Source organism: Rhizobium indigoferae (assembly GCF_034554815.1).
Classification (GTDB): Bacteria; Pseudomonadota; Alphaproteobacteria; order Rhizobiales; family Rhizobiaceae; genus Rhizobium; species Rhizobium leguminosarum.
The window spans coordinates 2,270,720-2,283,240 of the sequence record NZ_CP140635.1 but is presented as its reverse complement, the minus strand read 5'-3'; the positions used below and the strand labels follow the sequence as shown (position 1 = coordinate 2,283,240).

Sequence of the window (12,521 nt, the reverse complement as noted above, 5' to 3'; positions counted from 1 at the left end):
ACAAAATTCTTTTAGTTGCGCGGAATCGAGTTATACAAAGAAAATAATTCGAAAGGACTGTTGTGCGCATGGACCGCCTCGACCGAAAAATACTGCGTCTTCTGCAAGAAGATTCGACGCTTGCCGTTGCCGATCTCGCCAAGAAAGTGGGGCTTTCGACGACGCCGTGCTGGCGGCGCATCCAGAAGATGGAAGAAGACGGCGTCATCAAGCGCCGAGTCGCCATCCTCGATCCGGAGAAGGTCAACACCAAGGTCACCGTCTTCGTGTCGATTCGCACCGCCACTCATTCGATCGAATGGCTGCGCCGCTTTTCCGAGGTGGTCGCCGAATTCCCCGAAGTGGTCGAATTCTACCGAATGAGCGGTGATGTCGATTATCTCCTGCGAGTCGTTGTGCCCGATATTGCCGCCTATGACGCCTTTTATAAGCGGATGATCGCCAAGATCGAGATTCGCGACGTTTCCTCCGCCTTTGCGATGGAGCAGATTAAGTATTCGACGCAGTTGCCGCTCGACTACATGATTCTCGATAATGCCAAATCAAACGAGGATTGAGGTCAAGCGTGCGGCCGTGACCGCACGCGATAATGCAAAATCCAATGAGGGCTGAGACCGGGCGTGAGTCTGCGACCTCAGATATGCCCCTAGGAGGCGGCGTGTGCACTCCGGCTGCACGTGGATTGCCGGTTCGGCAAAGGCCGAGGTCAGGCACGTGCGATCTGCTATTGAAAAAAAAGCCTCAAAAATAGCGAAAAAACGCTCAAATCGACCGAAGTTCCTGGAAAAGTGAATAGCCTGGTAAGGATTCCCGGGTTATGTTCGATGAAACCAGTGGGCGATATGTCATAATTTCGTCTCATTGGTATCGAATTCAGGACACTATGTTCTAAACCGCCAGCTTGTTTGTGCTCATTAGCCGGCGGTAGAATTTATGCGCTTCACCAGTATGTTCGACGGGGGTCGGACGGTGGAGAATTTGACAAAGGGGTTTAGAGTTTGCGGCTTGCGATGGAAGATTTCCGTCGCGGAGCCGTTTGGCATGTCTTTCGTATAAATATTTGAAATTGTTGTATAAAAATCACGTTGTCGGGGAAAGTTGCCCGTGAGAACCCATCTGGCGTGTATCGAGAATTGCTTGATAGGGCCTTGTATGTGATGACGGTTTGGCGGTTCGATCGATCCGCACGCCGAGATGGCTGTTCAAACTGGGCCGGCTTCAAATCGACTACCCGATCTGAAGCCAGCCCCGATCGACAAAGGAATGGATTGGTAAATGAACATCAGAATGGTTTTGCTTGCATCAGCAGCAGCATTTGCTGCATCGACGCCGGTTCTTGCAGCTGACGCTATTGTTGCTGCTGAGCCGGAACCGGTTGAATATGTTCGCGTCTGCGACGCCTACGGCACCGGCTACTTCTACATCCCGGGCACCGAAACCTGCCTCAAGATCGAAGGCTACATCCGTTTCCAGGTTAACGTTGGCGAAGACGTCGGCGGCGATTCGGACTGGGATGCCGTCACCCGCGGTCAGGTTCAGTTCACGGCCAAGAGCGACACCGAATATGGTCCGCTGACCGGCGTCATCGTCATGCAGTTCAATGCTGACAACGCCACGGCTCAGGACGCCATTCTCGATTCCGCTTACCTCGACATCGCGGGCTTCCGCGCTGGTCTGTTCTACAGCTGGTGGGACGATGGTCTCTCTGGCGAAACCGACGACATCGGCTCGGTCGTAACGCTGCACAACTCCATCCGCTATCAGTATGAAAGCGGCACCTTCTACGCTGGTATCAGCGTCGATGAACTGGAAGACGGCGTTTATCAGGGTGACGTGGATCCCGTCACCGGCCTCCTTGTTCCGAACGATGGTCCGAACAATGTCGGCGTTGCCTTCGGCATCGGCGGCACTGCCGGCGCGTTCAGCTACCAGGTCACTGGCGGCTGGGACGTCGACAACGAAGACGGCGCTGTCCGTGCAATGGGTACGGTTGACATCGGTCCCGGTACGCTCGGCCTCGCTGCTGTGTACTCTTCCGGCCCGAACTCCTACTACTCGACGGCTGAATGGGCAGTTGCTGCCGAATACGCCATCAAGGCAACCGACAAGCTGAAAATCACCCCGGGTGTTCAGTACTACGGCAACTACATCGGCGGTGCCAGCGCGTTTGACACCGTTCCTAGCGATTACGACGGTGCCGGTGATGCATGGAAGGTCGGTCTGACCGTTGATTACCAGATCGTCGACAACTTCTACGCCAAGGCTTCGGTTCAGTACCTCGATCCGGATGATGGCGACGACTCCACGACGGGCTACTTCCGTCTGCAGCGTTCGTTCTAATCCACTTGGTGGATATGCTCCCGGTCTTCGGACCGGGAGCACTTAAATCAGTTTCTGATCCGAGTGACCTCCGATCAGCTACGGGGACGGGTCCGGTCTTCCCTGCCGGACCGTCCTTGCAGCGTTTTTGACGCACAGTCTTCAAGGCAGTCTTTCAGGATCGTCTTTTCAGGTGAGCCGAACAGGTACGTTGCGTATCGCACGTCGGCATCTGCCCGCCTCGTTTCTTGAGGCACCCCGTTTTCAATCTTTCAAACGAGCTGGATCCACCGATAGATTTATCGCGCGGACGGCTGTTGGTCTGTCTTCCTATGCGGTGTTGGCTGGCTTTGTCGCAACAGGTCGCGAAAAGAAAATCCAATGCCGACAATGTGATCACCGCTTTTTGGGAGAGAGGATACAACCCTTGCTGGGGGGCGGCATTCATTCCTACTCGCGGATAGCTTGTTCTTATGGACGATCTCAACGACTACTATTATTTCGCCGCTGTCGTCTCCAGCGGCGGTTTCGCTTCTGCAAGTCGCGATCTCAAAATACCACGTTCGAAACTCAGCAGGCGGGTCAGCCGGCTTGAGGAAGGGCTTGGTGCAAGGCTCATAGAACGCTCGACCCGTCACTTCCGGGTGACTGAGATCGGCCAAGCTTTCTACGAAAGATGCCAGACCATCCTGCAGGAGGCCGATCGCGCCAAGTCGATCGTCAGCGAGGCTCAGTCCGACCCGCAAGGTGTGGTGCGCATGGGCTGCCCGCTTGGCCTCGTCGACATCTCGGTCGGGGGAATCCTGCCCGAATTCCTGGAACGTTATCCGAAGATCAAGCTGCAGATCATCGGCTCCGACCGGCGCGCCGACCTCATCAACGAACGAATCGACCTTGAAGTGAGAGCGACCAACGAGCCGGAGACGCAGACGAGTCTGACGATGCGCAAGCTCGACCGTATCAGGCGTATCCTGGTTGCAAGTCCGTCGCTCGTCGAGCGCACTGGCACCTTGAGTTGCGTGGACGAACTCGCCGACCTGCCGACGCTGGCAATGACGTCATGGGTATCGTTCCATACCTGGGAACTGGTCGGTCCGAATGACGCCAAGCGGGTGATTCGGCATCAGCCACGGCTCACCTGCCGCAGCATGACCGCTATCCTCGACGCGGCCCGTGCCGGCCTCGGCTTCGGGCTTTTGCTCGAAAGTGCCTGCGAGGCCGATCTCCAGGCCGGCAAGCTGGTGCGGGTGCTGCCAGAATGGCAGTCGGAGGAGAGCCAGTTCTATATCGTCTTCACGACAGCCAAGGGCATGCCGCCGGCGGTGCGGGTCCTGATCGATTTCCTGGTCGAAAAATCCAAACAGCATTGACTTACAGCGCCACGCGAGCCGGCATTCGCCTTATATCAACCGTGCCAATAGCTTTTCGCCAGCCAACTCCCTGACGGCATCCTTGCCGATCCAGCGGGCGGTTTTGTCAGGGCTTTCCGCCAGGGCCTTTGCGAGCGTCAGTGCCGGCGCATGGCAGGTGAGATTGCGCTTGCCGATGCTGCGCAGCGCCCAGTTGACCGCCTTGCGCACGAAGTTTCGCGGGTCGCCGGCATGGGCCTCGATCAGCGGCAACCAGTCAAGGATGGTCGCATCAGGTTCCTTTTTTAAGTGAACCGCGGCACCGGCAATCATGGCGAAGGCGGTGCGCCTGATAAATTCACGCTCGTCTGCGGCGAGGTCTGAGATGAGCTCGTCCAGCCGGGCTTCAACGAAGAGATCGGCGGCGCAATCGACGATCTCCCACGAGTTGAAATCATTGGCCCAACTTCGAGCCTCTTCCATGGTCAACCGCTTCGGCTCGGCGGTGTAGAGGGCGAGCAGGCGGGCTTCGCGGATATCGCTTCGCCAGAGCTGCATTGCCCTGGCGTGATCCTTCTTCGCCAGTCCGGCGACCGCCCTGATATCGGGATTGGAGATTCCGAGGGCGCGATCGGTGACGATGCCAAAGCGCGCCATGCCGGCAACATTCTCCTCCGAGCGCAGCGTTTCGAGATGCGCGATCAATTCGGCCGCATCGGAGGAGGGGCCGATCATTTTTCGAGGCGGGCGAGCAGCGAGGATGTGTCCCAGCGATTGCCGCCCATTGCCTGCACGTCGCCATAGAACTGGTCGACGACGGCGGTGACCGGCAGCTTGGCGCCGTTGCGGCGGGCTTCGGTGAGCACGATGCCGAGATCCTTGCGCATCCAGTCGACCGCGAAGCCGAAATCATACTTGCCTGCGTTCATGGTCTTGTGGCGGTTTTCCATCTGCCAGGAGCCGGCTGCCCCCTTGGAGATCACCTCGACCACCTTTTCGATATCGAGGCCAGCACGCTTGCCGAAATGCAGCGCTTCGGCAAGTCCCTGGACGAGGCCGGCAATGCAGATCTGGTTGACCATCTTGGTCAACTGGCCCGAGCCTGCCGGTCCCATCAAACCAACCATGCGGGCATAGGCGTCGATGACAGGTCTGGCGCGTTCGAAGACGGCCTCGTCGCCGCCGCACATGACGGTCAGGACACCGTTTTCAGCGCCGGCCTGGCCGCCGGAGACAGGAGCGTCGATGAAATCGACACCGTTTTCCTTTGCCGCGGCATAAAGTTCGCGGGCGACTTCAGCGCTGGCGGTGGTGTTGTCGATCAGCACCGAACCTGGCTTCATGCCGTGCAGGGCGCCGTTCTCGCCCAATGTCACCGACCGGAGATCTTCGTCATTGCCGACGCAGACGAAGACGAAATCGGCACCGGCGGCGGCCTCGGCCGGGGTGGAGGCGGATTTGCCGGAGAATTTCTCGGCCCAGGCGGCGGCTTTTTCGGCGGTACGGTTGTAGACGGTAACATCGTGGCCGCCCTTCGTCTTCAGATGGCCCGCCATGGGGAAACCCATGACGCCGAGACCGATGAACGCGACTTTAGCCATATGTCCTATCCTTTTCCTCAAGTGCAAGTTCGAGGATTAACCGAAACGGCGGGAGCAGAAAAGCCCGTGAAGACGGACTTCCTTCGGATTGACGCATATGAGGCTGGCCACCCTTCGGAGCAGCCCTAGATCCAGGAGAGGGCACAATGTTTCCGGAGGGTGACATGAGCGAAATTCCGACGATCAAGCCGCGGCGCAAAGGCCGCAGCGGAATGCAGGCTATGCTCATTCCATCGCTGCAGATGGTCGCAGAGCAGATTCGATCAGCACCGGAAGGTGTCCTTACCGACGTCGGCGTTCTCCGCCGTCGTCTCGCTGACCAATATCGGGCGGATGCCTGTTGCCCGGTAACCGTGCAGCGGCATTTGCGTGCGATCGTCGAACTGTCCTTCGGCGCATTGGAGAAGGGTGAGCCGGTTTCGACGGTCACGCCCTATTGGCGCATCGTCGATCCCGCAAGCCTGCTTGCGAACCGTCTTGCCGGCGGCCCCACCTTTATCCGGGAGCGTCTGGCCGCCGAAGGTTGGGAAGGAAGCGGAATAGTAGCCGGCATAGCGGACGCGCGAAAAAAATCCGCTTAAGGGCGATTTCCGGGCCGCAAAATTTCAGCAAAGGCCGAATCTCGCAAATAAAATTGTCGATATAAATTATAGATTTCATCATCATGGCGTTCATCACTGACAGGTCGACCAGCCGAAAGCAGGCTTGGCACCATGAAAAAGGGGAAAGTCATGATTTCACGTCGACAAACGCTCGGGCTTTTCGCAGCGACCGCGGCTACGGCAATCCTGCCGGCTGTCAGGCCGGCACGCGCTGCTGCCAGCGAGTTCCGTATCGGTTGGCAGAAGAACGGCGTGCTGGCGCTCGCCAAACGTCGCAGCGCACTTGAGAAGCGGCTTGCCGATCGCGGCATTACCGTCAGTTGGTCGGAATTCACCTCCGGCCCGCCGCTTCTCGAAGCATTGGGCGCCGGCGCTCTCGATTTCGGCGCGACCGGCGATGTGCCGCCGCTCTTTGCCCAGGCGGCCGGCGGGCAGCTCTATTATGTCGGTCTCTACAAGGGTAGCCCGGCAGCCTCGGCCATCCTCGTGCGCAAGGATTCGCCCATCAAGACGCTTGAAGACCTCAAAGGTAAAAAGGTCGCTTTCAAGCGCGGCTCCAGCGCGCATAATGTAACCGTCAAGGTTCTGCGCAAGGCAGGCCTGAAGCCCGAAGATGTCGAGCAGCTCGATCTTTCGCCGCCGGATGCTGCCGCCGCGTTCAAGAATGGCAGCATCGACGCCTGGTCGATCTGGGATCCTTATCTGGCGATTGCCGAAGCTGATCCGGAGACACGTATCCTGACGACCGCCGAAGGCATCGTCGACTCCTACAGTTTCTTCCTCGCCAACCGTGATTTCACCGATGCCAACGGGCAAGTGGTCGTCGACGTGATCGATGAGCTTGCCAAGGTCGGAAAGTCGGCACAGAGCAATCTCGACGAAACGGTGAAGGAGCTTTCCGAAATCACCGGCGTGCCGGCTGACGTGACGCGCGTGACATTGACGCGCAAGGGCGCCGATCTCGGCAGCGTCTCGACGATCACCGATGCCGCCGCCGCCTATCAGCAGGCGCTCGCAGACGAGTTCTATGGACTCGGTATCCTGCCGAAGAAGCTTACGACCGGCGACATCGTCTGGCGTCCCAAGGCGAGCTGATTTTTCGACCAGGGCTAAGATTTCCGCGGGGCGGCATGGAGAGGGTCTTCATGCCGCCAAACCGGAAAAATATTCTCCAAAACGGATTATAATAGCAAATTGATATTGTCGATCTAATTGGTGGTCTATGTCAGTATCCTGACGATCGACGCGGACACTGAAAGGCGTCGGCCAGCCACCATCCGATCGACAGGGATATTTCAGATGCTCACGCATACATGGACAGCCGGCCTTGCTACAGCCTCCGCCGCCACCGCGATCCTCCCAAGCATTCGCGCGGCGGCGGCGCCGAGTGGGCAGACAGTCTGCTTGTTGCCGCTTGCCAGCGGCCATCTCCACCGCGCGAGTTGATTTTCGAATTTCGCAGCTAAAGGACCGTCTTCCATGACCACCACCTCCCATACAGGTAAATCCGAACCTATCAATTTCCTCTGGTTCATCCCGACATCGGGCGACGGCACCTATCTCGGCTCCTCCGAGCTCAACCGGGCGCCAGAGATTGGTTATCTCACGCAAATCGCCCAGGCTGCCGACCGGCTCGGCTATTCCGGCGTACTGCTGCCGACCGGGGTTGCCTGCGAGGAATCCTTCGTGACCGCCGCCGCCCTTGCCGCAAAGACCGAGAAGCTGCAGTTCCTGGTGGCGATCCGCCCCGGCACGGCATCGCCTGCCTATTACGCGCGTCTTGCGACGACGCTCGACCGCATCTCCAACGGCCGGCTGCTGCTCAACATCGTCGTCGGCGGCAGCCCGGCGGAGCTTGCCGGCGATGGCATCCATCTCGAGCATGACGAGCGCTACGCCCATGCCGAGGAGTTCTTCACCGTCTTTGAGGAACTGCTGGAAAAGGGAACGGCAAGCTTCGACGGCAAATATATCAAGGCGACCAATGCGCGCCTTGGCTTCCCCTCGGTGCAGAACCCGCGCCCGCCGCTCTATTTCGGCGGCTCGTCGGATGCCGGTATCGATTTCTCCGTCGGCCGCGTCGACAAGTACCTGACCTGGGGCGAGCCGCCGGCACAGGTTGCCGAGAAGATCACCAAGGTGCGCAAGGCCGCCGGCGAACGCGGCCGCGAGGTGAGCTTCGGCATTCGTCTGCACTTCATTGTGCGCGAAACCGATGATGAGGCGTGGGAGGCAGCCGAGCGGCTGATCCGTCATCTCGACGACGATACGATCCGCGAGGCGCAGGAGCGCTTTGTCCACGAGTCCGACTCGGTCGGCCAGAAGCGCATGGCCGCCCTTCATGGCGGACGCCGCGACAAGCTCGAAGTCTCTCCGAACCTCTGGGCCGGCGTCGGCCTGGTGCGCGCCGGTGCGGGCACGGCGCTGGTTGGCTCGCCGAAGACGGTGGCCGCGCGCCTTCGCGAATATCAGGAGATCGGCATCGATACGGTGATCGGCTCCGGCTATCCGCATCTCGAAGAGGCCTATCGCGTCGCCGAGCTGCTTTTCCCCGAGCTTGGCATCACTCGCGAGCAGCAGCGCCTGGGCTTCAACAACGAGTTCGGCCGCAAGCAGATCTTCGCAGGCGGCAGCCATGGCGGCAATCTGAAAGTCGTCTCCGGCTCCTGAGTTCGAACGAAGACGCAGAGCGTGACACCGCCGCAAGCCGCTTACGGCTTGCGGCATCCTGCTTTCGATAAGCGCGAGGACAATGCATGTCGACTTTCGATACTCCGTTCGTACGGTCGGTCGCTTCCGACAAGGTTGGAAAGGCGGGTTTGCGCCTGCCGCTGCCCGGCCTGGACAGGCTGACGCCCTATCTGGTGCCGGTGGCGATTGTGGCGTTCTGGCAGCTTGCCTCCTCGGCCGGCTGGATCTCATCGCGCATCATGCCGTCGCCGGCCGATGTCGGCCTGGCCTTCTGGTCGACGACGGTTTCCGGCCAGTTGCCGAATGACGTGCTGGTGAGCGCCGGCCGCGCCTTTGCCGGCCTTCTCGTCGGCGGCTCGATCGGTTTCCTGCTCGGCATCGCCAACGGTGTATCGCGCATTTCGGAACAACTGACCGATACGACGCTGCAGATGCTGCGCACCATTCCGCATCTGGCGATGATCCCGCTCGTCATCCTGTGGTTCGGGATCGGGGAGGAATCGAAGCTGTTTCTCACCTCGCTCGGCGTGCTCTTCCCCGTTTATCTCAACACCTATCACGGGGTTCGCAATGTCGATCGCGACCTGATCGAGATGGGCAAGGTCTATGGCATGGGCAACTGGACGCTGTTCCGCAAGGTGATCTTTCCAGGCGCGCTGCCGTCGATCTTCGTCGGCCTCAGATATGCACTAGGCATCATGTGGCTGACGCTGATCGTATCGGAATCGATCGCCGCATCCTCGGGCATCGGCCATATGGCCAACAATGCCCGCGAATTCATGATGACCGACGTCGTCGTACTCGCCCTCGTCATCTATGCCGTGCTCGGCAAACTTGCCGATGTCATCGCCCGAGTGCTGGAGAGGCGGCTGCTCGCCTGGAACCCGGTCTATCAGAAATAGGAAAGACGCCATGACATCGATCGCGCATGAGCGTTTTCACGCCGTCGCCGAAGAGCCAGCCTATACACCTGCGGCGGAGCGCAATGCGCCTGCGGGGGCAGCGGCGATCAGCCTGACGGGGCTTGAAAAGAGTTTCGGGGCCAACCGCGTACTGCGCGGCATCAATCTGCATATTCCGGCCGGCCAGTTCGTTGCCGTGATCGGCAAGAGTGGATGCGGCAAGAGCACGCTGCTGCGCATCCTGATGGGCCTTGACGCGCCGAGTGCCGGCGAGCTGCATTTCGAGGATGCCGACGGCGCACAGGCCAGCCCCAATGCGCGCATCGTCTTTCAGGAGCCAAGGCTGCTCCCCTGGCTCAGTGTCGCCGACAATGTCGTCGTCGGGCTCGGCGACGGCATCGATAGACGGGCGGCGCTGAAGGCGGCCGATGCCGTGCTTGCCGAAGTCCAGCTTGGCGAGAAGGCCGGAGAATGGCCGGCGCGCCTTTCCGGCGGTCAGCGGCAGCGCGTGGCACTGGCGCGGGCGCTGGTGAGCCGGCCGGGCGTGCTGGCGCTTGATGAACCGCTCGGCGCTCTCGATGCGCTGACGCGGATCAGCATGCAGGAACTCATCAACCGCGTCTGGCGCGAACTCGGTTTCACCGCCGTGCTCGTCACCCATGATGTCAGCGAGGCGGTGCATCTCGCCGACCGGGTCATCGTGCTCGACGAGGGGCGGATCGCGCTCGATCTTCCCATTCCTTATCCACATCCGCGCCGGCACGGCCATCCCGGCCTCGCCGAGCTCGAAGGCCGGCTGCTTGCCGCGATCCTCGGCACCGACGGCGGGCATTGATCCCAGCGCCGTTTGCGAAGCTGCATGATCAATGGCGGAAATGCATAGGCGCCTGGGTATGAGACATTCACCCGTCTCTGCCGAGGCGCGCTGCCACGTGCGCTAAAATCAGCAACAACAGTTTCCCTAAGTCGTCTCACGTCCAGCTTGACTCACCTATACCTCTATGGCTATACGTTAATCCATAGTCAGTGGGGTATGGATTGTAGATGTCAAACGCTCAAGACTTGCTCTTCAGAACGCTCGCCGATCCGACGCGGCGGGCTCTTTTCGAACGGCTGTGCCGCGAAGGAGAGAAGACGGTCGGGGCTTTGACGGCACGCGCTGGGGTCTCGCAACCGGTCGTCTCGAAACATCTCGGAATCCTGAAGCAGGCCGGATTGGTGCGTGACCGTCACGAAGGTCGCCAGACGCACTATAGCGCGCAGCTCGGTGCGCTGGCGCCGCTGGTCGACTGGACAAGTGAGATGGCTGGTTTTTGGCAAAATCGGTTCGACCAGCTGGAAGACCTACTGAAAAGGATGGACCAATGACCGAAACATCGACTGAAACCCGTTCCGTCGTCGTCGAGCGAGAGATCCCTTTTCCGCCGGAAAAGATCTGGCGCGCGCTCACCCAGCCGCATCTGATCGCGGACTGGCTGATGAAGAATGACTTCGTGCCGGTCGTGGATCACCGTTTTAAGCTCAGCGCGGATTGGGGATCCGTCGATTGCCAGGTCCTGGAAGTCGAGCCGAACAAAACCCTGTCTTACACGTGGGCTGCCTATGATCTGGCAAGCGTCGTCACCTGGACTCTCACGCCTACGGGCGCGGGCACGCACCTGCGTATGGAGCAATCGGGCTTCCGGCCGGATCAGCGGCAGGCTTACGGGGGCGCCAGGAGCGGCTGGCAACAATTCTTCGCAAAGCTGGAGCAGGTGCTGGCGCGGATCGAGTGAGACAGATGCCAACGGATACGCCATCCGCTTCGGCTCGTTTTCGCAGGAGGTTCCCGTGAATTGGAATAACTGGTGTCGGCAGATCCACCGTTGGCTGTCCATTGCCTTTACGCTGGCCGTCATAATTAATATCATCGCCATGGTGCAGGAGAGATCCTCCGTCGGGGTGGGGCTTTTGGCGCTTCTTCCGCTCGCCTTGCTCCTGCTCACCGGTCTGTACTTGTTCGTCCTGCCTCATGCCACCAGATGGCGCAGCGCGAGGCGCAGCAGCGGATGGGGGTGAACAGAATGGCCGGCAAGACGTCCAAGACCGCAGCGAAGGTCACGAGGAAGACAGCCGCCAAGCCTGAGAGCGCGGGGCCGACCCTTCTTTCGGGGGGCAACCCTCAGATTGCCAAGGGTTACGGTGACGCTCCCGTGCAAGCCTACATCGCCGCCATGCCCGGCTGGAAAAGCGATGTCGGGCATCGCCTCGATGCGCTCATCACGCACACGGTACCTGGGGTGTACAAGGCCGTGAAATGGAACTCGCCCCTCTATGGCATCGAAGGGCAGGGCTGGTTCCTCGGTGTCCATTGCTTCGCGAACTACATCAAACTCGCTTTCTTCCGCGGCATGTCGCTCAGTCCCATCCCGCCCGGCGAGTCCAAACAAAAGGAAGTGCGTTACTTCCACATCCATGAGGCAGACCAACTCGACGAGGCTCAGCTCGCCGCCTGGGTGGAGCAAGCCAGCAAATTGCCCGGTGAACGAATGTGAGCGGACGCCAGGTCATCAGCACTTAAGGGATGGAGGAGCGATATCGATGAAGAAAGCCACGGCAACCATGAAGAAGAGCGGCTCGAGCGAAGAGAAGGACGGAGACTCTCCTTCTCGTTTGATCGATGCGAGAATCGAGGAGTTGAGCGATTGGCGAGGCCAGACGCTCGCTCGGGTCCGAACTCTGATCAGGCAGGCCGAGCCCGATGTGGTCGAGGAATGGAAGTGGAGAGGGGTTCCCGTGTGGGAGCGCGCCGGCATCATCTGCACCGGCGAAACCTACAAGAGCGTGGTGAAGCTGACCTTCGCCAAAGGCGCTTCGCTGGAGGACCCTTCAGGCCTTTTCAACTCCAGCCTTGACGGCAATACCAGGCGCGCCATCGATTTCCACGAAGGCGATGAAATTGACGAGCAGGCGTTGAAGACGCTCGTTCGCGCCGCCGCAGCACTCAACACGTCAACGCGAGCTGCTGCTCGCCCCGCCAGCTCCCGACAAAAACCAAGCAGCGCTTGATGCTTGGCA

15 protein-coding genes are annotated in these 12,521 nt (G+C 59.8%); 13 read left to right on the top strand and 2 right to left on the bottom strand.

All coding sequences use genetic code 11. From position 1 onward, the window contains the following. Window positions 1–68 precede the first annotated feature (68 nt). From U5G49_RS11615 to U5G49_RS11605, 3 genes are all read left to right on the top strand, one after another. On the top strand, window positions 69–557 hold the full coding sequence (locus U5G49_RS11615; RefSeq protein ID WP_003540387.1) for an Lrp/AsnC family transcriptional regulator: 489 nt from the start codon (window positions 69–71) through the stop codon (window positions 555–557). Between the two features lie 718 nt (window positions 558–1,275). Then, window positions 1,276–2,340 (top strand): porin, encoded by a 1,065-nt coding sequence (locus U5G49_RS11610; RefSeq protein ID WP_018242347.1) that lies wholly within the window; start codon window positions 1,276–1,278, stop codon window positions 2,338–2,340. Between the two features lie 452 nt (window positions 2,341–2,792). Continuing rightward, window positions 2,793–3,689 carry a LysR substrate-binding domain-containing protein gene (locus tag U5G49_RS11605; protein WP_018242346.1) on the top strand — a complete coding sequence of 299 codons (897 nt, stop codon included), beginning with the start codon at window positions 2,793–2,795 and terminating at the stop codon, window positions 3,687–3,689. 30 nt (window positions 3,690–3,719) lie between these two features. Here U5G49_RS11605 and U5G49_RS11600 read toward each other — a convergent pair whose 3' ends face one another. Together U5G49_RS11600 and U5G49_RS11595 are read right to left on the bottom strand one after the other, a co-directional pair. After that, entirely contained in the window at window positions 3,720–4,403 is a 684-nt protein-coding gene (locus U5G49_RS11600) for a DNA alkylation repair protein (RefSeq protein WP_193445819.1), read from the bottom strand. Further along, the gene (locus U5G49_RS11595) at window positions 4,400–5,269 is read right to left on the bottom strand and encodes an NAD(P)-dependent oxidoreductase (RefSeq protein WP_182563275.1); all 870 of its coding nucleotides are present in this window, start codon (window positions 5,267–5,269) and stop codon (window positions 4,400–4,402) included. Before U5G49_RS11595 ends, U5G49_RS11600 begins: the two co-directional genes overlap by 4 nt. A gap of 164 nt (window positions 5,270–5,433) precedes the next feature. On the opposite strand from U5G49_RS11595, the gene U5G49_RS11590 reads away from it, so the two are divergent. The 10 genes from U5G49_RS11590 to U5G49_RS11545 all read left to right on the top strand — a co-directional run bounded on the left by U5G49_RS11590 (window position 5,434) and on the right by U5G49_RS11545 (window position 12,512). After that, window positions 5,434–5,850 (top strand): hypothetical protein, encoded by a 417-nt coding sequence (locus U5G49_RS11590; protein WP_193445818.1) that lies wholly within the window; start codon window positions 5,434–5,436, stop codon window positions 5,848–5,850. A 150-nt stretch (window positions 5,851–6,000) separates the two neighbouring features. Next, entirely contained in the window at window positions 6,001–6,966 is a 966-nt protein-coding gene (locus U5G49_RS11585) for an aliphatic sulfonate ABC transporter substrate-binding protein (protein WP_182563273.1), read from the top strand. Window positions 6,967–7,350: 384 nt separating this feature from the next. Next, entirely contained in the window at window positions 7,351–8,541 is a 1,191-nt protein-coding gene (ssuD, locus tag U5G49_RS11580; protein ID WP_193445817.1) for an FMNH2-dependent alkanesulfonate monooxygenase, read from the top strand. Window positions 8,542–8,627: 86 nt separating this feature from the next. Further along, window positions 8,628–9,464, top strand: a complete 837-nt coding sequence (ssuC, locus tag U5G49_RS11575) for an aliphatic sulfonate ABC transporter permease SsuC (protein WP_193445816.1) — start codon at window positions 8,628–8,630, stop codon at window positions 9,462–9,464. Window positions 9,465–9,474: 10 nt separating this feature from the next. Continuing rightward, complete coding sequence (locus U5G49_RS11570) at window positions 9,475–10,299, top strand: ABC transporter ATP-binding protein (protein ID WP_130652550.1); 825 nt, start codon at window positions 9,475–9,477, stop codon at window positions 10,297–10,299. A gap of 209 nt (window positions 10,300–10,508) precedes the next feature. Then, on the top strand, window positions 10,509–10,832 hold the full coding sequence (locus tag U5G49_RS11565) for an ArsR/SmtB family transcription factor (protein ID WP_018242337.1): 324 nt from the start codon (window positions 10,509–10,511) through the stop codon (window positions 10,830–10,832). Continuing rightward, a complete protein-coding gene (locus U5G49_RS11560) occupies window positions 10,829–11,239 on the top strand; it encodes an SRPBCC family protein (RefSeq protein WP_018242336.1) in 411 nt (136 codons plus the stop codon). Before U5G49_RS11565 ends, U5G49_RS11560 begins: the two co-directional genes overlap by 4 nt. A gap of 55 nt (window positions 11,240–11,294) precedes the next feature. Continuing rightward, entirely contained in the window at window positions 11,295–11,522 is a 228-nt protein-coding gene (locus U5G49_RS11555) for a hypothetical protein (protein WP_018242335.1), read from the top strand. A 5-nt stretch (window positions 11,523–11,527) separates the two neighbouring features. Then, window positions 11,528–11,998: a DUF1801 domain-containing protein gene (locus U5G49_RS11550; RefSeq protein WP_026188421.1), complete on the top strand. Its 471-nt coding sequence runs from the start codon at window positions 11,528–11,530 to the stop codon at window positions 11,996–11,998. A 46-nt stretch (window positions 11,999–12,044) separates the two neighbouring features. Continuing rightward, window positions 12,045–12,512 carry a DUF1801 domain-containing protein gene (locus U5G49_RS11545; RefSeq protein WP_018242333.1) on the top strand — a complete coding sequence of 156 codons (468 nt, stop codon included), beginning with the start codon at window positions 12,045–12,047 and terminating at the stop codon, window positions 12,510–12,512. Window positions 12,513–12,521 lie beyond the last annotated feature (9 nt).